At 31.2% G+C, this 17,797-nt stretch carries 17 protein-coding genes; 15 read left to right on the top strand and 2 right to left on the bottom strand.

What is annotated here, in order from left to right; translation table 11 throughout:
* The first annotated feature begins 32 nt into the window (after window positions 1-32).
* From QWY90_RS07575 to QWY90_RS07565, 3 genes are all read left to right on the top strand, one after another.
* Window positions 33-506 carry a DUF6495 family protein gene (locus tag QWY90_RS07575; RefSeq protein ID WP_290285265.1) on the top strand — a complete coding sequence of 158 codons (474 nt, stop codon included), beginning with the start codon at window positions 33-35 and terminating at the stop codon, window positions 504-506.
* 72 nt (window positions 507-578) lie between these two features.
* Entirely contained in the window at window positions 579-2,579 is a 2,001-nt protein-coding gene (gene ligA / locus QWY90_RS07570) for an NAD-dependent DNA ligase LigA (protein WP_290285264.1), read from the top strand.
* Window positions 2,580-2,694: 115 nt separating this feature from the next.
* A complete protein-coding gene (locus tag QWY90_RS07565; RefSeq protein ID WP_290285263.1) occupies window positions 2,695-3,387 on the top strand; it encodes a lysoplasmalogenase family protein in 693 nt (230 codons plus the stop codon).
* Here the strand turns inward: QWY90_RS07565 and QWY90_RS07560 are convergent.
* Window positions 3,364-4,278 carry a bifunctional metallophosphatase/5'-nucleotidase gene (locus QWY90_RS07560; protein ID WP_290285262.1) on the bottom strand — a complete coding sequence of 305 codons (915 nt, stop codon included), beginning with the start codon at window positions 4,276-4,278 and terminating at the stop codon, window positions 3,364-3,366. The genes QWY90_RS07565 and QWY90_RS07560 overlap by 24 nt on opposite strands.
* A gap of 4 nt (window positions 4,279-4,282) precedes the next feature.
* Window positions 4,283-5,059: a 5'-nucleotidase C-terminal domain-containing protein gene (locus tag QWY90_RS07555; protein ID WP_290283949.1), complete on the bottom strand. Its 777-nt coding sequence runs from the start codon at window positions 5,057-5,059 to the stop codon at window positions 4,283-4,285.
* Between the two features lie 49 nt (window positions 5,060-5,108).
* Here QWY90_RS07555 and QWY90_RS07550 point away from each other — a divergent pair, with 49 nt between their 5' ends.
* The 12 genes from QWY90_RS07550 (at window position 5,109) to QWY90_RS07495 (ending at window position 17,787) form a co-directional block, all read left to right on the top strand.
* Window positions 5,109-5,627: a DUF6913 domain-containing protein gene (locus QWY90_RS07550; protein ID WP_290285261.1), complete on the top strand. Its 519-nt coding sequence runs from the start codon at window positions 5,109-5,111 to the stop codon at window positions 5,625-5,627.
* Between the two features lies 1 nt (window position 5,628).
* Window positions 5,629-6,513, top strand: a complete 885-nt coding sequence (gene dapA / locus QWY90_RS07545; RefSeq protein WP_290283946.1) for a 4-hydroxy-tetrahydrodipicolinate synthase — start codon at window positions 5,629-5,631, stop codon at window positions 6,511-6,513.
* A gap of 109 nt (window positions 6,514-6,622) precedes the next feature.
* Complete coding sequence (locus QWY90_RS07540) at window positions 6,623-7,417, top strand: outer membrane protein assembly factor BamD (protein ID WP_290283945.1); 795 nt, start codon at window positions 6,623-6,625, stop codon at window positions 7,415-7,417.
* A 7-nt stretch (window positions 7,418-7,424) separates the two neighbouring features.
* The gene (locus QWY90_RS07535; protein ID WP_121313610.1) at window positions 7,425-7,745 is read left to right on the top strand and encodes a DNA-directed RNA polymerase subunit omega; all 321 of its coding nucleotides are present in this window, start codon (window positions 7,425-7,427) and stop codon (window positions 7,743-7,745) included.
* A 6-nt stretch (window positions 7,746-7,751) separates the two neighbouring features.
* The gene (gene coaBC / locus QWY90_RS07530; RefSeq protein WP_290285260.1) at window positions 7,752-8,963 is read left to right on the top strand and encodes a bifunctional phosphopantothenoylcysteine decarboxylase/phosphopantothenate--cysteine ligase CoaBC; all 1,212 of its coding nucleotides are present in this window, start codon (window positions 7,752-7,754) and stop codon (window positions 8,961-8,963) included.
* Complete coding sequence (gene porD / locus QWY90_RS07525) at window positions 8,953-9,840, top strand: type IX secretion system protein PorD (protein ID WP_290285259.1); 888 nt, start codon at window positions 8,953-8,955, stop codon at window positions 9,838-9,840. The genes coaBC and porD overlap by 11 nt, the downstream gene beginning before the upstream one ends.
* Window positions 9,841-9,881: 41 nt before the next feature.
* Window positions 9,882-11,534 (top strand): DNA repair protein RecN, encoded by a 1,653-nt coding sequence (gene recN, locus QWY90_RS07520; protein WP_290285258.1) that lies wholly within the window; start codon window positions 9,882-9,884, stop codon window positions 11,532-11,534.
* 55 nt (window positions 11,535-11,589) lie between these two features.
* Window positions 11,590-12,783: an enoyl-ACP reductase FabV gene (fabV, locus tag QWY90_RS07515; RefSeq protein WP_290283943.1), complete on the top strand. Its 1,194-nt coding sequence runs from the start codon at window positions 11,590-11,592 to the stop codon at window positions 12,781-12,783.
* Window positions 12,784-12,890: 107 nt separating this feature from the next.
* Window positions 12,891-14,465, top strand: coding sequence for a T9SS type A sorting domain-containing protein (locus QWY90_RS07510; protein WP_290283942.1), 1,575 nt, complete (start codon window positions 12,891-12,893; stop codon window positions 14,463-14,465).
* A gap of 85 nt (window positions 14,466-14,550) precedes the next feature.
* Entirely contained in the window at window positions 14,551-15,555 is a 1,005-nt protein-coding gene (locus tag QWY90_RS07505) for a glycosyltransferase family 2 protein (protein ID WP_290285257.1), read from the top strand.
* Window positions 15,552-16,136 carry a dephospho-CoA kinase gene (gene coaE, locus QWY90_RS07500; RefSeq protein ID WP_290283941.1) on the top strand — a complete coding sequence of 195 codons (585 nt, stop codon included), beginning with the start codon at window positions 15,552-15,554 and terminating at the stop codon, window positions 16,134-16,136. Before QWY90_RS07505 ends, coaE begins: the two co-directional genes overlap by 4 nt.
* A 70-nt stretch (window positions 16,137-16,206) precedes the next feature.
* A complete protein-coding gene (locus tag QWY90_RS07495) occupies window positions 16,207-17,787 on the top strand; it encodes a sensor histidine kinase (RefSeq protein ID WP_290285256.1) in 1,581 nt (526 codons plus the stop codon).
* Window positions 17,788-17,797: the final 10 nt, after the last annotated feature.

The raw sequence follows: 17,797 nt of genomic DNA, 5'->3' as shown, positions 1-17,797 counted from the left end.
TAAAACAATAAATCATTTACTAAGCAGCTAAAATGAAATATAAAAGACTAACCAAAGAACAATTCGAAGCTTTACACAAAGAATTTACAAACTTCTTGGCAACGCAATCTATAGATAAATCAGAATGGGATAAAATAAAAAGCGAAAAGCCCGAAGTAGCCGAGCAAGAATTGGATGTTTTCTCCGATTTAATTTGGGAAGGTGTTTTGAGTAATGCAAATTATTTAGAACATTTTTCTAAAAATCATATTTTTCTTTTTCACTGTCAGGAAAAATTAATTCAATCCATTGTCTTAAAAGCATTAGAATCACAAGTTGATTTTATGGAAAAAGAAGGTCTACAATGGTTAAGTGATAATTTATTTACGGATACGGTTGAAATCCATATAGGTAAAAAAGAATATCAGGAAGAACGAAACAAACACATTTTTGATTTAATAAAAGAAGGAGCCATTTTGAGCGACGGACAATTATATCTTCAAATCAACGGAATAATTCAGTCGTAAAGTTTATTTCTTTTAAAAAATATTGGCTATTTTAGTGCACATAATTTGCAACTAAAATAGCCAATTTCTTTTATGGATATTCAGAAAATAATTCAGGATTTACGAGATGAACTCAATCAACATAACCACAACTATTACGTGTTAGATACGCCAACTATTTCTGATTTTGAATTTGATCAAAAACTAAAACAACTTCAGGAATTAGAAAATCAACATCCTGAATTCTATGACGATAATTCACCAACACAACGCGTTGGCGGAACAATTACTAAAAATTTCAATACAGTTGTTCACGATTACAGAATGTATTCTTTGGACAACTCTTATTCCAAAGAAGATTTAGTTGATTGGGAAACCCGAATTCAAAAAGTACTAGGAAATGTTCCGTTGCAGTATACTTGCGAATTAAAGTATGACGGCGCCTCAATTTCGATAACTTATGAAAACGGCAAACTAAAACGTGCCGTTACTCGAGGTGATGGATTTCAGGGTGATGATGTTACCAATAATATTAAAACCATAAAATCTATTCCGTTAAAATTAAAAGGCGAATATCCTTCACGATTTGATATTCGTGGAGAAATTATTTTACCCTTTGAAGGTTTTGAAAAAATGAACCAAGAACTTATTGAAATTGGAGAAACACCTTATTCTAATCCAAGAAATACGGCTTCAGGAAGTTTAAAATTGCAGGATAGTAGTGAAGTTGCTAAGAGGCCTTTGGAGTGTTTATTATATTTTATTGTTGGTAATAATTTAAATATAGAATCACAATATGAAGGTTTAGAAGCAGCACGTAAATGGGGTTTCAAAGTTCCCAAAGAAGCTAAATTAGCCAATTCTATAGAAGAAGTTTTCGAGTACATTAATCATTGGGATACACATCGTCACAATTTACCTTATGAAACTGATGGTGTTGTTATAAAAGTAAATAACTTTCACCAACAAGATGAATTAGGTTATACTGCCAAATCACCACGCTGGGCAATGGCTTATAAATTTAAAGCAGAGCAAGTTTCTACTAAATTAAATTCTATTTCGTATCAAGTTGGAAGAACTGGTTCGATAACTCCCGTTGCTAATTTACAACCCGTTCAATTGGCCGGAACAATTGTAAAACGGGCTTCTTTGCATAATGCTGACCAAATAGAAAAATTAGACATTCGTATTGGCGATACTGTTTTTGTTGAAAAAGGAGGCGAAATTATTCCGAAGATAATTGGTGTTGATTTTGCTAAAAGAAATCCGGATTCTGAACCAACACTATACATCACTAAATGTCCAGAATGTAACTCTGAATTAATAAGAACTGAAGGAGAAGCCAATCATTATTGCCCAAATTTTTATGGTTGTCCACCACAAATTATAGGCAGAATTCAGCATTTTATTTCACGTAAAGCAATGGATATTGAGGGCCTTGGTGGTGAAACGGTGGCTTTATTGTTTAATAATGGTTTAGTAAAAGATTATGCAGATTTATATGAATTAACAGTTGAACAAATTCTACCATTGGAACGAATGGCCCAAAAATCAGCTGAAAACCTGGTTAATGGCGTACAAAAATCTAAAGATATTCCGTTTGAAAGAGTTTTGTATGCTATCGGAATTCGCTATGTTGGTGAAACTGTAGCTAAAAAATTAGCTAAACATTATAAGAATATTGACGCACTACAGAACGCTTCTTTACTGGATTTAATTTTAGTGGACGAAATAGGAGAGAAGATTGCCCAAAGCGTAATTGAGTTTTTTGAAAATAAAGAAAACGTAAAAATAATCGAACGTTTAAAACAATTTGGAGTTCAATTAGAATTAGTAGAAAAATTTAATCCAAATGCAACCGATAAATTATCAGGAAGAACCTTTGTAGTTTCCGGCGTTTTCGAAAAATTCTCGCGCGATGACTTAAAAAAAGCAATAGAAGATAATGGTGGAAAAGTGGGGAGTTCTATTTCAGCTAAAACAGATTTTGTTGTTGCAGGAGATAACATGGGACCAGCTAAATTAGAAAAAGCAAATCAATTAAAAATTCCAATTATTTCAGAAACTGATTTTTTGACTATGATTATGGATTAAATAAAAAAACAGTGATTAATTATGACAATTAATTTTTTTTAACTTAATTTTAATTAATATTAAAGATGTTGAAGCAGTTATAAATAATAATAAAGAATGTCTTTTATTAGAATAAATGCAAAAAAAATACACGATAATAAAATTGTTAACAGTTACCTATTTTGCAATAGCTTTATTTGAGGTTGTTGCTGAGTATTTTGTAAACAGAACTCTAATCTGCGTATTGAAACCAATAATTCCTTTAGTTTTAATCGTTATTTACTACATTGAATCAGATAAAAAGAATATGCTTTTTATTGCAGCTTTGCTCTTATCCTTAGTCACAAATATTCTTTTTATTCCAAACACATCAAGCTGTTTGTTTTATGGCGTGTTAGTTTTTACAATACATCGTGTAATTGTTTTATATCTAATATTCCGTTTCCAAAAAGTGGGAGATTTTATTCCTTTAATAATAGCAACAACACCTTTCTTGCTGATATTTTTTTATTTGTTTATGGAAACTGCCGAAATTCCACAGAACAGTATTTACATAATAATATTTCAAAACTTATTAATATCGTTATTTGCCGGAATAGCACTTTCGAGTTATTTCATGAATGATAATAAACAAAATTCAGTGCTCTTAATTAGCGCATTATTGTTTGTAATGTTACAGTTTGTAGTATTTATTGAAAAGTATTTTTTGGTAGACGAATACGAAGAATTATTCAGACCATTAGCAATGACATTCAATGCTTTAGCCTTTTACTCTTTTTATAAATATGTTCTTATTTCCGAAAAATCAAACAATAATGGACTTTCCTGACGCCATTTTTGAAATATCGTTATCGAAATAAAAATCAATTCTGCCAAGGTTTATTCCATAACAGCCAACTTGATTTACTAATACATCTTTTCCATCAGCATTTTTTAAAACGGTCGGTTTGTCAAGAAAAGTATGGGTATGACCTCCAATAATCAAATCAATATCTTTAGTCAATGAAGCTAACTTAACATCACTAATTTTATCTGGTTCATTTTTGTATTGATAACCAATATGGGAAAGACAAATTACCAAATCGCACTTATGTTCTTGTTTTAAAATCCGTGAAATGTCTTGAGAAATATTAACCGGATCATGATAAATTGTTTCTTTATAGTTTTTTTTGTCAACTAAACCTTCAAGCTCAATTCCAATCCCAAAAATACCAACTTTAATTCCGTCTTTGTCAACAATTTTATAAGGCTTTACATGACCATTCATAATTGTATTTTTGAAATCATAATTAGCATTAACAAAGTCAAAACTAGCATTCGGCAATTGATTGTACAAGCCATCAATACTGTTGTCAAAATCATGATTTCCAATAGTTGCTAAATCATATTTCATCATGCTCATTAGTTTGAATTCTAATTCGCCTCCATAATAATTAAAATAGGGTGTTCCCTGAAAAATATCTCCGGCATCAAGTAATAAAACATTTGGATTTTCCTTTCGGATAGTTTCAATTAATGCAGCTCTTCGGGCAACACCTCCCATATTAGGATTCTTTGAATGCGTTGGCGGAAAAGGATCAATATAACTGTGTACATCGTTTGTGTGAAGTATCGTCAAATGTTTTGTGTCAAACTTTTTAAAGCTACTCAATGATAAACCTCCAAGCCCTAAAAATGCAGAACTCAAAGCGGTATTTTGTATAAAATCTCTTCTTTTCATGATGTTATTCTTTGGTAATTCTAATGTCTTTGCTTGACGTAATCGTTTTGTTTTCCTTAAAATAATCAATGATGATATTTCGAAGCTTATAATCTAAATCATATTTTTCAACTCCTTTTTTGAAGAAAAGCATATTATCACCACCACTTGATAAATAATCTGAAGTAACTACATAATAGATTTTATTATTGTCTAACGGAATTCCATTAACTAAAATGTTTTTTGGTTGAGTGTCTTTGTCAATTGTAAAAGTTAATCCTTTTAATGGATGTGGTTTTTTTTCGGAAATAATATAATTAACGATTTCCAAAATTTGAGCTCCTTTTAATCCGATAATAATTGCACTATTTTCAAAGGGCATAATTTCATAAGCAGTTCTTGCGGTAATATTTCCTTTTGAAATGACACTTCTAATTCCACCGTGATTTAGTAAACAAATATCAATTGATTTCTTTTCACGTATTTGAAATACTTTATTTGATTTTTCATAAGTGATATCAGCCAAAAAGTTTCCCATTGGTGTTTGCCACTCACCAGATTTATCAATATTTTCAGGAGCACTTGCCAAAACAGTATTCAAATCAGCGTCAATTTTATCGCGATACGGTTTGATAAAGTTTTCAATGTCAGCAACTTCGGAATTTTTGTCTGTAATTCCTATTTCTTTGCCTTCAATTTTGGTTACTGCGTATTTCTTTTCGGCACAGGAAATAATAGCTGCAAATGTTAATAATAAAACAAAATGCTTTACTACACCGTTATAGTTTTTTAGTTTTACCATCGTTTTTTGCCACTAATTTTAGTAAATTTGTAATTCAAGTAAAAGTAGTATGTTTTTAAATTACTTAAAGGATTTTTCAACAAAAAAAATAGTTAAAAATAGTTTATCAAATGTTAAACATTTAGCTTCAGATAAAGTAATCAAAACTGTTGGGATTATTTTTGACGAAAGCTATTTTTATGAAAGAGAAGCTTTGGTAAAAGAATTAATCCAAAACGGAATTAATGAAAGCGATATTAAAGTTTTGGTTTACAAAGACAAAATAAAAAAGAATGAGGTTTTTGATTATCCGATTTTTAGTCATAAAGATTTAAGCTGGACAGGAACAGTTGATAAAAAAGAAGTAAAAGATTTTATCATAGAACCTTTTGATTTGTTAATTAATTACTACGATACCGAAAAAGTAGCATTACTGTTGGTTTCACATTTATCTAAAGCTAGTTTCAAGGTAGGTTTTACTTCTATTGATAAACGATTAAATCATTTTATGATTAATACCAATGCTGAAAACTATAAAGTATTTATGGACGAGCTATTCAAATATTTAAAAATTCTAAACAAAATATAGCATGCAATCATTAATAGGAACCGGAGTTGCGCTTGTTACACCATTTAAAAAAGACTTTTCAGTAGATCTTGATGCTTTAAAAACTATAGTAAATTTTCAAATTGACAACGGAATCGATTATTTAGTTGTACTTGGAACTACGGCCGAAAGTGCCACTTTGTCTAAAGCTGAAAAAGAAGTAGTTATAAAAACTATTGTTGATGCCAATAAAGGAAGATTACCTTTAGTTCTTGGTGTTGGGAGTAACAATACTGCTGAAGTTGTTGAGGAATTAAAATCAGGGGATTTTTCAGATTTTGTAGCGGTTTTGTCGGTTTGTCCTTATTACAACAAACCAACTCAGGAAGGCATTTATCAACATTTCAAAGCTATTGCAGAAGCTTCCCCAATTCCAGTGATTTTATACAACGTACCAGGAAGAACTGCTATCAACATGTTACCAGAAACGATTATTAGACTAGCAACTGATTTTAATAATATTGTAGCTGTAAAAGAAGCTGCTGGTGATATTGTGCAAGCCATGAAATTGATACAAAATAAACCAAAAGATTTTTTAGTGATTTCTGGCGATGATATGATTACGTTACCAATGATTTTGGCTGGTGGTGTTGGCGTTATTTCTGTAATTGCAGAAGGTTTTCCAAAACAATTTTCTGAAATGGTGCATCTTGGTTTAAATAAAAGAGTAGATGATGCCTATAAAATCCATTATCTCTTAGTCGATTCTATTGATATGATTTTTGAGCAAGGAAATCCGGCCGGAATTAAGGAAGTCTTTAAATCATTAGGTTTGTGTGAGAATACGGTACGTTTGCCATTAGTAAATACAGATGAAGATTTAGCAAATCGTTTGCATAATTTCACCAATAAAATTTCAAAAATGTAACTTTTTCGAAGTCAAAAAAAATATTTTGTAATCAACAATTAATAACTAAATTTGCAGTTGCTTTTTAAAACACAATAAGTGTTTAGAATCAGCTGAATTAAAAAAATAAATGAAGAAATTTTTAGCATTATTCACAGTAATTTTATTTTTATCGTCTTGTAGCGATTATCAAAAAGCATTAAAATCGGAAGATGTCGCTGTAAAGTTTGCATCTGCAACAAAAATGTACGAAGCAAAAAAATATGGTAAAGCTATACGTCTTTTTGAACAAATAGCTCCAGCCTACAAAGGAAAACCTTCAGCTGAAAAAATGTTTTACATGTATTCTCAATCATTATACAAGACAGAACAATATTATTTAGCTGGATATCAATTTGAAAGTTTTGCAGCTAGTTATCCGAAAAGCGAAAAGATTGAAGAAGCTTCTTTTTTAGGAGCTAAATCATTCACTTTTTTATCTCCGGTTTATAGTTTAGATCAAACGGATACCAATAAAGCTATCGATAAACTTCAGACTTATATTGATACTTATTCAGAAGGTCAAAATTTGGCTGAAGCCAATACATTGGTAAAAAAATTAAGAGAAAAGCTTGAAATGAAAGCATATGAAAATGCTAAAATTTATAATACTATTTCAGATTATAAAGCAGCAATGGTAGCGTTTGACAATTTTATGATTAATTATCCCGGAACTGTTTATAAAGAAAAAGCGCTATTTTACAAATTGGATTCTGCTTATTCATTAGCAATTAACAGTATTCCTTCTAAAATGAAAGAAAGACTTGAAAATGCAAAAACAGCTTACACAAGTCTGATAAAATATAAAGCAGATTCACAATACAAATCAAAAGCTGACGAAATGTTGGCTCGAATTGAAAAAGATTTACAACAATTTTCTAAATAATTAAATCATGGATTTAAAAAAGACGAATGCACCAGTAAACACTATTACTTACAACAAAACTGTAATTGAAGAGCGTACTGGCAATGTTTATGAAGCAATAACAATAATGGCTAAAAGAGCAAACCAAATCAATTCTGAAATCAAAAAGGAATTGACTGAGAAATTAGAAGAGTTTGCCACTTACAACGATAGTCTTGAAGAAATCTTTGAAAACAAAGAACAAATCGAAGTTTCTAAATACTACGAAAAATTACCAAAACCTCATGCATTAGCTGTTCAAGAATGGCTTGATGACAAAATTTACTACAGAGATACAACAAAAGACTAATTAAAGATGTCTGTTTTAAGCGGTAAAAAAGTACTACTTGGTGTGTCCGGAGGAATTGCCGCATACAAAACAGCAACATTAGTTAGACTATTCATAAAAGCAGGTGCACATGTCCAAGTGATAATGACACCTGCTTCTAAGGATTTTGTAACACCGATAACATTATCCACACTCTCAAAAAACCCTGTTCATTCTACCTTTTTTAATGAAGAAGACGAGAATGCCCAATGGAATAATCATGTCGAATTAGGTCTTTGGGCCGATTTAATGCTTATTGCTCCTGCAACTGCCAATACTTTATCTAAAATGGTTAATGGTAATTGCGACAATCTTTTAATTGCCACTTATCTTTCTGCTAAATGTCCTGTCTATTTTGCACCTGCAATGGATTTAGATATGTACAAACATCCTTCAACTGTTGCCAGTTTTCATACATTAAAGCAATTTGGAGATATTATTATTCCTGCAGAAAAAGGTGAACTTGCCAGCGGATTATCAGGAGAAGGAAGAATGGCAGAACCAGAAAACATTGTTGATTTTCTTGAAAAAGATTTGGAAAGCAAATTGCCTTTAATAGGTAAAAAAATACTTATTACTGCTGGCCCAACTTATGAAGCAATTGACCCTGTGAGATTTATTGGGAATCATTCATCTGGTAAAATGGGCTTTGATATTGCTGAAAGAGCAGCTGAATTGGGAGCTTCTGTAATTTTAATTTCCGGACCGACACACTTAAATACAAAAAAAGCCGTTATTAATTTAATTAGAGTGACTTCTGCTCAGGAAATGTATGACGCATGCCATGAGTATTTTGAAAAAGTTGATGTTGCAATTTGCGCAGCAGCAGTTGCCGATTACAAACCAAAATTTGTTGCAAAACAAAAGATAAAAAAAGCAGCAGCTTCGTTAGCAATCGAACTTGAAAAAACGCAGGATATATTGGCATCGTTGGGTAAAATTAAACAACAGCAATTTTTAATTGGCTTTGCATTAGAAACTGAAAATGAAATTGAAAATGCAAAGTTGAAAATTCAGAAAAAAAACCTAGATTTGATTGTTTTAAACTCGCTAATGGATGAAGGTGCTGGTTTTGGAAAAACAACTAATAAAATTACCTTCATTGATAAGGATTTTGTTGTTGAACCAATGGATTTAAAATTAAAAGAATTGGTTGCGATCGATATTATGAATAAAGTAATTTCTTTTTATGAAAAATAGAATCAGTTTTCTTTTATTATTTTTTGTTGGACTGGCACAAGCTCAGCAGTTAAACTGTTCAGTTCAGATCAATTCAGACAAAGTAGCAACAACTAACAATCAGATATTTAAAAACCTAAAAACTTCTATAAGTGATTTTGTAAACAAAACTGATTGGACAGGAGAAGAATACAAACAAAATGAGAAAATAGAATGTTCTATGGTAATCATAGTGAACAGCTATGAATCCAATCAGTTTTCTGCATCTATTCAGGTACAATCGACAAGACCGGTTTTTAATTCAACTTACGCATCGCCAGTATTCAACTTTAATGACAAGGATTTTAGTTTCCGTTATGTTGAATTTGAAAATTTACAATTTAACCCATCCAACTTTGATTCAAACTTAGTTTCCGTTTTGGCATATTACAGTTATATGATTCTTGGGTTTGATTCCGATACTTATACTTTGATGGGAGGAAATAAAAATTATGAAGTTGCTCAACAAATACTTAATGTAGCCCAACAAAGTGGTTATAAAGGTTGGAGTCAAAATGATGGAAACCAAAATAGATATTTCTTAGTTTCAGACGTATTAGGAGGAACTTATGATGCATACAGAGAAGCTCTATATCAATATCACAGAGAAGGTTTAGATACAATGACTGCTGATGTAAAAGCTTCAAAAAATAAAATTATTGATGCAATTGCAACCTTATCAAAAGTGTATGCAGTTCGCCCGAATGCTTTTTTAACCCGAGTGTTTTTTGATGCCAAAGTAGATGAATTGGTTTCTATTTTATCAGGTGGTCCAAAAGTCTCATTATCAGAAACTATTGATAATTTAAATAAATTGTCACCACTCAATACGGCTAAATGGTCAGCTATTAAGTTATAATTAGTACATTTACTACTTAAACTTTTCTTCTTTATCTGAACATGATTACATCATTATCCATTGAAAATTTTGCTTTAATTGAAAAACTAGAAATCGATTTTTCGAACGGATTTTCAATTATAACAGGTGAAACAGGAGCTGGGAAATCAATACTTCTTGGTGCATTGGGTTTGGTTTTAGGAAAACGAGCCGATTTAACGTCACTTAAAAATAAGGATGAAAAATGTATCGTTGAAGCCCATTTCTCTATTGGAAAATACAGTTTAGAATCTTTTTTCGAAACCAATGATTTAGACTACGAAGAAGAAACTATTATTCGAAGAGAAATTCTTCCTTCTGGAAAATCAAGGGCATTTGTAAATGATAGTCCGGTTAATCTTCAACAACTACAAGATTTAAGTTTTTACCTAATAGATGTGCATTCACAGCATCAAACTTTAGAGTTATCGGAAGAAGAGTATCAATTTAAAATCATTGATGCAATTGCTAATAATCAAGAGTTACTTATAGAATTTCAATCCGATTTAAAAAAATATCGTTTTGCAAAATCTACTTTAGAATCTAAAAAAAATCAGTTTTTAACGATTCTAAAAGAGAAAGATTATAATGCGTTTTTATATCAGGAATTGGAATCTGCTAATTTAAAAGAAGGTGAATTAGAAGAATTAGAGCAACAATATCAAGCGTTAAGCAATGTAGAATTCATTAAAGAAAATCTGGATAAACTTTTATCTATTGCAAATGAAGAAGAGTTTGGGATTATAAAAAACGTAAAAGAGTTTAAAACGGCACTTCAAAAAAACACTAATTTTTCTGCTAATTACCAATCGCTTTTTGAACGTGTAAATAGTATTTTAATCGAATTTGATGATATAGTTAAAGAGTTAAATCGGGAATCAGATTTGGTTTTTAATGATCCTGAAAAACTGGAAACTATAAATCAAAAATTACAACTAGTTTATAACCTTCAAAAAAAACATAACGTCTTAACTATAGAAGAATTACTTCAGATTCAAACGGATTTAGAAAGCAAAGTTGTTTCGGTTGCAACTTTAGAAGATGAAATTGCAAAACTTGAAAATAACATCAAAGATTTTGAATTGCAATTAGATGAAGTTGCAAATAAAATAAAGAAAAGTAGGAGAGAAGCGATTCCTAATTTAACTGAAAAGCTTATTGATATTTTGAATCTGTTAGGTATGCCAAATGTTCGATTTAAAATCGAAATTATTCCTTCAGAAAGTTATCACAATAACGGAAAAGACACACTTCAGTTTTTATTTTCTGCTAATAAAGGAACCGATTTTGGTGTGCTGAAAAAAGTAGCTTCAGGTGGTGAAATGTCCAGAATTATGTTGGCAGTGAAGTCAATTTTATCGCAATATTCAAAATTGCCAACTATCATTTTTGATGAAATAGACACTGGTGTTTCTGGCGAAATTGCCAATAAGATGGGAGAAATTATGAGAGATATGAGTAAAACAATGCAGGTTTTTGCCATAACACATCTTCCACAAATTGCGGCTAAAGGAGCAAATCATTATAAAGTTTTCAAAACTGTATTAGGAGAAAATACTGTTTCTGAATTGAAATTGCTAAACAACGATGAAAGAATAATTGAAATAGCCGAAATGCTTTCAGGGAAAGATATATCAGATTCAGCCGTTAACCATGCCAAAGCATTGTTGAATTGAAAGGCTAATTTATTACTTTTGTATCTCAAAAAAAACTAACATAAATACATATCATATGATTATAGAACCAAGAATGCGAGGATTTATTTGTTTGACAGCTCATCCTGAAGGTTGTGCTCAAAATGTTAAAAATCAAATTGAATATGTGAAATCAAAAGGACATATTGATGGCGCAAAAAAAGTTTTAGTTATTGGTGCTTCAACAGGCTTTGGTTTGGCCTCAAGAATAACAAGTGCTTTTGGTTCAGATGCAGGTACGATTGGAGTTTTCTTCGAAAAACCACCGTCAGAAGGCAAGACAGCAACTCCAGGTTGGTATAATTCTGCTGCTTTTGAAACAGAAGCTCACAAAGCTGGTTTGTATGCTAAAAGCATAAACGGTGATGCTTTTTCAAATGAAGTAAAACAACAAACAATTGATTTAATTAAAGCAGATTTAGGTCAGATTGATATGGTAATTTACAGTTTGGCTTCGCCAGTTCGTATGCACCCAGTTACTGGAGTTTTGCATCGTTCAGTATTAAAACCTATCGGTCAAACATTTTCAAACAAAACAGTTGATTTTCATACTGGTTTAGTTTCTCAAGTTACTATTGAACCAGCAAATCAGGAAGATATTGACAATACTGTAGTTGTAATGGGTGGTGAAGACTGGAAGATGTGGATTGATGCTTTAAAAAATGCCGGTGTTTTAGCTAATGGAGCAACAACAATAGCTTATTCTTACATTGGACCAGAAGTTACTGAAGCAGTTTATAGAAAAGGAACTATTGGTCGTGCTAAAGATGATTTGGAGGCAACAGCATTCAAAATTACTGATGATTTGAAGTCTTTAAATGGTAAAGCCTACGTATCAGTAAATAAAGCTTTAGTAACACAAGCAAGTTCTGCCATACCTGTAATTCCGCTTTATATTTCACTTTTATATAAAATTATGAAAGCCGAAGGTATTCATGAAGGTTGTATCGAACAAATACAAAGATTGTTTGAACAAAGACTTTACTCTGGGAAAGAAGTTCCTACTGATGAAAAAGGTAGAATAAGAATTGACGATTGGGAAATGAGAGAAGATATTCAAGAAAAAATAAAAGTATTATGGGCAAAAGCAACATCTGAAAATTTGACAGAAATTGGTGATTTAGCTGGTTACAAACAAGATTTTCTTAACTTATTTGGTTTTGGATTAAATAATGTTGATTACAAGGCTGAATCAAATGAATTAGTTACAATTTCAAGTATCAAAAATTAACATGTTGATAATAATGTAATGATTATTATTTAAAACAAACAATTTAGTTGTAATCTATTTTTATTTTTATTTATATTTATGGCAATTAACTTTTAACTTTTAACAATATGAAAAAAATTACTTATTTATTTTTAATGTGTTTTACCTCAATAAGTTTGTTTGCTCAAACATTTACAGGTGGAACAGGTCCAATTACAGATAATAATTGTGATGCCACTCACGATTTTCCTGTAACAGTTTCTGGAGTCGGTGTTCTTGGAGTAACCAATAGTTTTAGCTCAGTCGGATTCAGTATAACGCACACTTTTGATGGTGATTTAGTTATTTCTTTGGTTGCACCTGATGGAACAATAGTTTTATTATCTAATGGCAACGGCGGATCTGGTACTGATTATACAAACACTGTATTCAGCGCTAATGGAGCTACATCTATTACTGCTGGTACAGCACCATTTACTGGTACATATACGCCAGAAGGAAATTTAGGTCTTTTAAATGCTGTTAATGCTGACGGAACATGGATTTTAAGAGTGTGTGATGTTGCCTCTGGAGATACAGGAACAGTTGATAGCTGGTCAATAACATTTGCTCCTACAATTTTTGATTTACCAGATTATGTTAATTTACAATATCCAGGTAGTGCGACATTTCAAGTAGGAGGTAATGTTACTGTTTATGGTCAAGTTTATGAAGGTGGTTTAACTGATGTAGCCCCAAATATTGTAGGTCAAGCTCCAGGCATTAATGCTTGGATTGGAATTAGTCCACTAGGCGCAGACACAAATCCAAACACTTGGACTAATTGGGTAGCTGCGACTTGGAACTCAGGTGCTGTTGGAAATAATGATGAATACCAAGCTGCTATTGGTGCAACATTAGCTCCTGGTACCTATTATTATGCAACTCGTTTTCAATTAAATGGTGGTGCCTTTGTTTATGGTGGTTACAGCCCTCCTCCTGGAGGTGGTGTATGGGACGGAACAACTTATGTTAGCGGAGTTTTAACTGTAACTCCTCCGCCTGCTGTTACCCCAAATTGTGATCTTGTTGGAACCTTGGCGGATCCATCTCTTGGTGGTAGCACATGGGACAGACCATTGGCAAGTGGAACAGGATTATCAGGAGTAGGAGTTGGTATCTCATATCACATCTATGGGCCATTCACTGTTGATACCGGAGGTTCTTACACATTTACCAGTACTCAGGATTTCGATGGTTATATATTTGTTTATCAAAATTCATTTGATCCAAATGATCAACTTACAAATTTTGTTGCTGGAAATGATGATTCAGGACCTGGTTCAGTAATTACCACAAATTTAACAACTGGTACTGATTACTATTTTGTAACAACATCATTTTCACCAACAGATTTTGGTAATTTTTCAACAGTTATTACTGGTGCAGGTACAGCTACTTGTACTGATGGTTTAGCAGTTCCAGCATTTAATGATAATAACTTTTCTTATTATCCAAACCCTGTAAAAAACATCTTGAACTTATCGTATAACCAAGAAATTTCAAGTGTTGAAGTATACAATTTGCTAGGTCAAAAAGTAAGTTCTAATTTTATTAATGCTAACGATGCAAATGTTGATATGTCAAATCTATCAAAAGGAGCATACATGGTTAGAGTAACATCTAATAACCAAGCAAAAACTATTAAGGTTATTAAAGAATAACTTAAATTCTTTTTACATACTAAAACCACCTAAATTTTAGGTGGTTTTTTTTTGTATAAAACCTATCTTTGTTAAAATTTATGACATGTATTTTTCAATTATCATTCCTGTTTATAATAGACCTGATGAAATTAAAGAGCTTTTAGAAAGTCTTTCTATTTCAGATTATAAAAAAAAATATGAGATTGTAATTGTTGAAGATGGCTCTTCTATTACTTGTAGACAAGAGGTTGAAAATTTCAAAGAAAGATTAAACATCTCATATTATTTTAAAGAAAACTCTGGTCCTGGAGACTCTAGAAATTACGGAATGGAAGTAGCTAAAGGAGACTACTTCATTATTTTTGATTCAGATTGTATTATTCCAAAACAATATCTTACTGAAGTTGAGAAAGAATTAACAACCAATTATGTTGATTGCTTTGGTGGCTCTGATACTGCTTTAGATTCGTTTTCAGATGTTCAGAAAGCTATAAATTTTGCTATGACATCTTTCTTGACAACAGGAGGGATTCGAGGAGGTTCTGAAAAGTTAACTAAATTTCAGCCCCGAAGTTTTAACATGGGTATTTCTAAAAAAGCTTTTGATGATTCCAATGGTTTTGGAAATATTCATCCAGGCGAAGATCCGGATTTAACAATAAGATTATGGAAATTAGGTTATGACACTAGACTTTTCTCAAAAGCATTCGTATATCATAAGCGAAGAATTGATTGGGATAAATTTTCAGTGCAAGTATATAAATTTGGCAAAGCTAGACCAATTTTAAATAGTTGGTATCCTGAATATAATAAGCTTACATTTTTCTTCCCGACGCTATTTATATTAGGATTTACAGTTTCTCTAGTTATGTTTCTATTTGGTTTTAAATTACCAATACTCTTCTACACATTTTATTTCTTTTTATTATTGGTTGAAGCAACAGTTCAAAATAAAAGTTTTAAAATTGGTTTTCTTTCCTTAATTGCTGTTTTAATACAATTCTTTGGATATGGAAGAGGTTTTTTGGAATCGTACATAAAAGTTATTCTTTTAAAACAAAAACCAGAAGTTGCATTTCCTGAATTATTCTTTAAATTAAAAAAATGACTAAAATAATAGGATTAACAGGTGGAATCGGCAGCGGAAAAACAATGGTTGCAGAGTATATCAAATCATTGGGTATTCCTGTTTATATTGCCGATGATGAAGCTAGAAAATTAATGATGTCTGATAAAATTATTAAAGCAATTAGTAATGAATTCGGAAACGGAATTTTAGATAATGGTAAGCTTAATCGTGAAAAACTAGCACAACTTGTTTTTAACAATCCAGAAAAGCTGCAAAAACTTAACAACATAGTTCATCCTGAGGTTAAAAAACACTTCTATACTTGGGTCGAAAAACATAAAAATTATCCCTTCGTAGTAAAAGAAGCCGCCATTTTATTTGAATCTGGAAGCAATAAATACTGTGACGCAGTAATAACAATAACGTCTCCTATAGAAACTCGACTTCAACGAGTAATTGAACGTGATAATACAGATAGAGAATCTGTTTTAAAAAGAATGCAAAACCAATGGACTGATGAACAAAGAATTGCAAAAAGCGATTATGTTATTCATAATCTTTCAGTTGATGCTACCAAAAAGCAAGTTGATGAAATACTAAAATTATTGAAAAATCAATAATTTATATACAAGATGTTAATGTTTGGTTAATGTATTTATTGTATAAATGTTAAAATGTTAAATTTGTGTGATGAATAATTTTTTCTTTCGCTTACTGGTTATCTTAATGAGCTTATCCCTAATCGGTATAATTCTGGTTCAAGTTTATTGGTTTGATAGGTCTTTCGAGAACAACGAAGAACAATTTAAGTATCATGTAAAACAAGTTCTAGGAAATGTTGCTGATAAATTGCAAAAGAATGAGCAATATTCGTACTATGAAATGTACAATCGTCTCAAAGACAGCACCGGGAAAACACCTCAAAAAAGTGATTTTTTAGAGTTTGGTTATTATCAACGAGATTCAAGAACTAATGAAACAATAATATATTCAAACAGTATAATATCCGAAGACTACGGAATTTCGGCCTCGTTCTTTGATAAAAAATTAGATAGCGTAAAACTCAAAAATTACACTTCCAAAAGGAAAACTGAGATTTACAACGGTGATATTGATAATTCAAGTTTAAAACAAAAAGTTTCTCCAGATGTAAAAATCGAAAAATCTGGACGACTAGATTTATTAGACAATGCACAATTTGAAATCGTTTATAAAGATATAGCAGCTGTAAAGCCCATACAAGAAAGAGTTACTAATGAAATGGTGCAAAAACTATTGTCTGAAGAACTTAATGAATATGGTGTAAAAACTCCATTTGAGTTTAATGTTTACAGTAATGGTTTGGCAACAAAGATAAAATCAGAACGGTTCAAGTACGAAAAACAATCTACTTATTCTATTCCAATTTTTATCGATAATGACGGTAATAATAAATATCAATTGTTATTAACCTTTCCGCAAAAAAAGAAGTTTTTGTTTTCAGAATTGGTTGGAATTTGCATTTTATCAATCATTTTTACGCTAATCATTGTTATTGCCTATTCAAGCGCTTTAAACCAATTGATAAAGCAACGTCAAATTTCAGAAATCAAAACCGATTTCATTAATAATATGACACATGAATTCAAAACGCCGATTGCTACGATAAATTTAGCATTAGACGCCATCAAGAATCCGAAAGTTATTGACGATAAAGAAAAAGTACTTCGCTATTTGCAAATGATAAAGGATGAAAATAAGCGTATGCATGCACAAGTTGAAAATGTATTGCGTATTTCAAAACTGGAGAAGAAAGAATTGGATATCAATAAAGAATCTAACAACATTCACGAGATAATTGAAGATGCTATCGAACATGTGAATTTAATTGTAGAAGATAGAAACGGAAAGATAACAACACATTTTGACGCAACTAGAACTTCGGTTTTATTAAACGATGTTCATTTTACTAATGTGATTGTCAATATTTTGGATAACGCTATTAAGTATTCACCAGAAGAACCAATAATCGATATTCAAACTGAAAATGTAAAAGATTTTATCATTATCAAGATTAAAGATCAAGGCTCCGGAATGTCGAAAGCAGCCCAAAAAAGAATATTTGAAAAATTCTATCGCGAGCATACTGGAGATTTGCACAACGTAAAAGGTCATGGATTAGGTCTAGCATATGTTAAAAGAATTGTTGAAGACCACAACAGTGAAATATTTGTAGAAAGCGAAAAAGGAAAAGGAAGCACATTTATAATTAAAGTCCCACTCATAAATTAAAATAAAAAAA

The organism is Flavobacterium paronense (assembly GCF_030409795.1).
Taxonomy (GTDB): domain Bacteria; phylum Bacteroidota; class Bacteroidia; order Flavobacteriales; family Flavobacteriaceae; genus Flavobacterium; species Flavobacterium paronense.
The sequence above is the reverse complement of the archived record's forward strand: the minus strand, read 5'-3'. Positions and strand labels throughout refer to the sequence as shown.

What these genes read in the sequence shown, in the direction of transcription:
- QWY90_RS07535 (WP_121313610.1), top strand. Translation starts at nt 7,425, where the DNA reads ATGGATTTAAAAAAGACGAATGCACCAGTAAACACTATTACTTACAAC.
- coaBC (WP_290285260.1), top strand. Translation starts at nt 7,752, where the DNA reads ATGTCTGTTTTAAGCGGTAAAAAAGTACTACTTGGTGTGTCCGGAGGA.
- QWY90_RS07555 (WP_290283949.1), bottom strand. Translation starts at nt 5,059, where the DNA reads ATGGTAAAACTAAAAAACTATAACGGTGTAGTAAAGCATTTTGTTTTA.
- QWY90_RS07575 (WP_290285265.1), top strand. Translation starts at nt 33, where the DNA reads ATGAAATATAAAAGACTAACCAAAGAACAATTCGAAGCTTTACACAAA.
- QWY90_RS07565 (WP_290285263.1), top strand. Translation starts at nt 2,695, where the DNA reads ATGCAAAAAAAATACACGATAATAAAATTGTTAACAGTTACCTATTTT.
- dapA (WP_290283946.1), top strand. Translation starts at nt 5,629, where the DNA reads ATGCAATCATTAATAGGAACCGGAGTTGCGCTTGTTACACCATTTAAA.
- fabV (WP_290283943.1), top strand. Translation starts at nt 11,590, where the DNA reads ATGATTATAGAACCAAGAATGCGAGGATTTATTTGTTTGACAGCTCAT.
- coaE (WP_290283941.1), top strand. Translation starts at nt 15,552, where the DNA reads ATGACTAAAATAATAGGATTAACAGGTGGAATCGGCAGCGGAAAAACA.
- ligA (WP_290285264.1), top strand. Translation starts at nt 579, where the DNA reads ATGGATATTCAGAAAATAATTCAGGATTTACGAGATGAACTCAATCAA.
- QWY90_RS07550 (WP_290285261.1), top strand. Translation starts at nt 5,109, where the DNA reads ATGTTTTTAAATTACTTAAAGGATTTTTCAACAAAAAAAATAGTTAAA.
- QWY90_RS07505 (WP_290285257.1), top strand. Translation starts at nt 14,551, where the DNA reads ATGTATTTTTCAATTATCATTCCTGTTTATAATAGACCTGATGAAATT.
- porD (WP_290285259.1), top strand. Translation starts at nt 8,953, where the DNA reads ATGAAAAATAGAATCAGTTTTCTTTTATTATTTTTTGTTGGACTGGCA.
- QWY90_RS07495 (WP_290285256.1), top strand. Translation starts at nt 16,207, where the DNA reads ATGAATAATTTTTTCTTTCGCTTACTGGTTATCTTAATGAGCTTATCC.
- QWY90_RS07560 (WP_290285262.1), bottom strand. Translation starts at nt 4,278, where the DNA reads ATGAAAAGAAGAGATTTTATACAAAATACCGCTTTGAGTTCTGCATTT.
- QWY90_RS07510 (WP_290283942.1), top strand. Translation starts at nt 12,891, where the DNA reads ATGAAAAAAATTACTTATTTATTTTTAATGTGTTTTACCTCAATAAGT.
- QWY90_RS07540 (WP_290283945.1), top strand. Translation starts at nt 6,623, where the DNA reads ATGAAGAAATTTTTAGCATTATTCACAGTAATTTTATTTTTATCGTCT.
- recN (WP_290285258.1), top strand. Translation starts at nt 9,882, where the DNA reads ATGATTACATCATTATCCATTGAAAATTTTGCTTTAATTGAAAAACTA.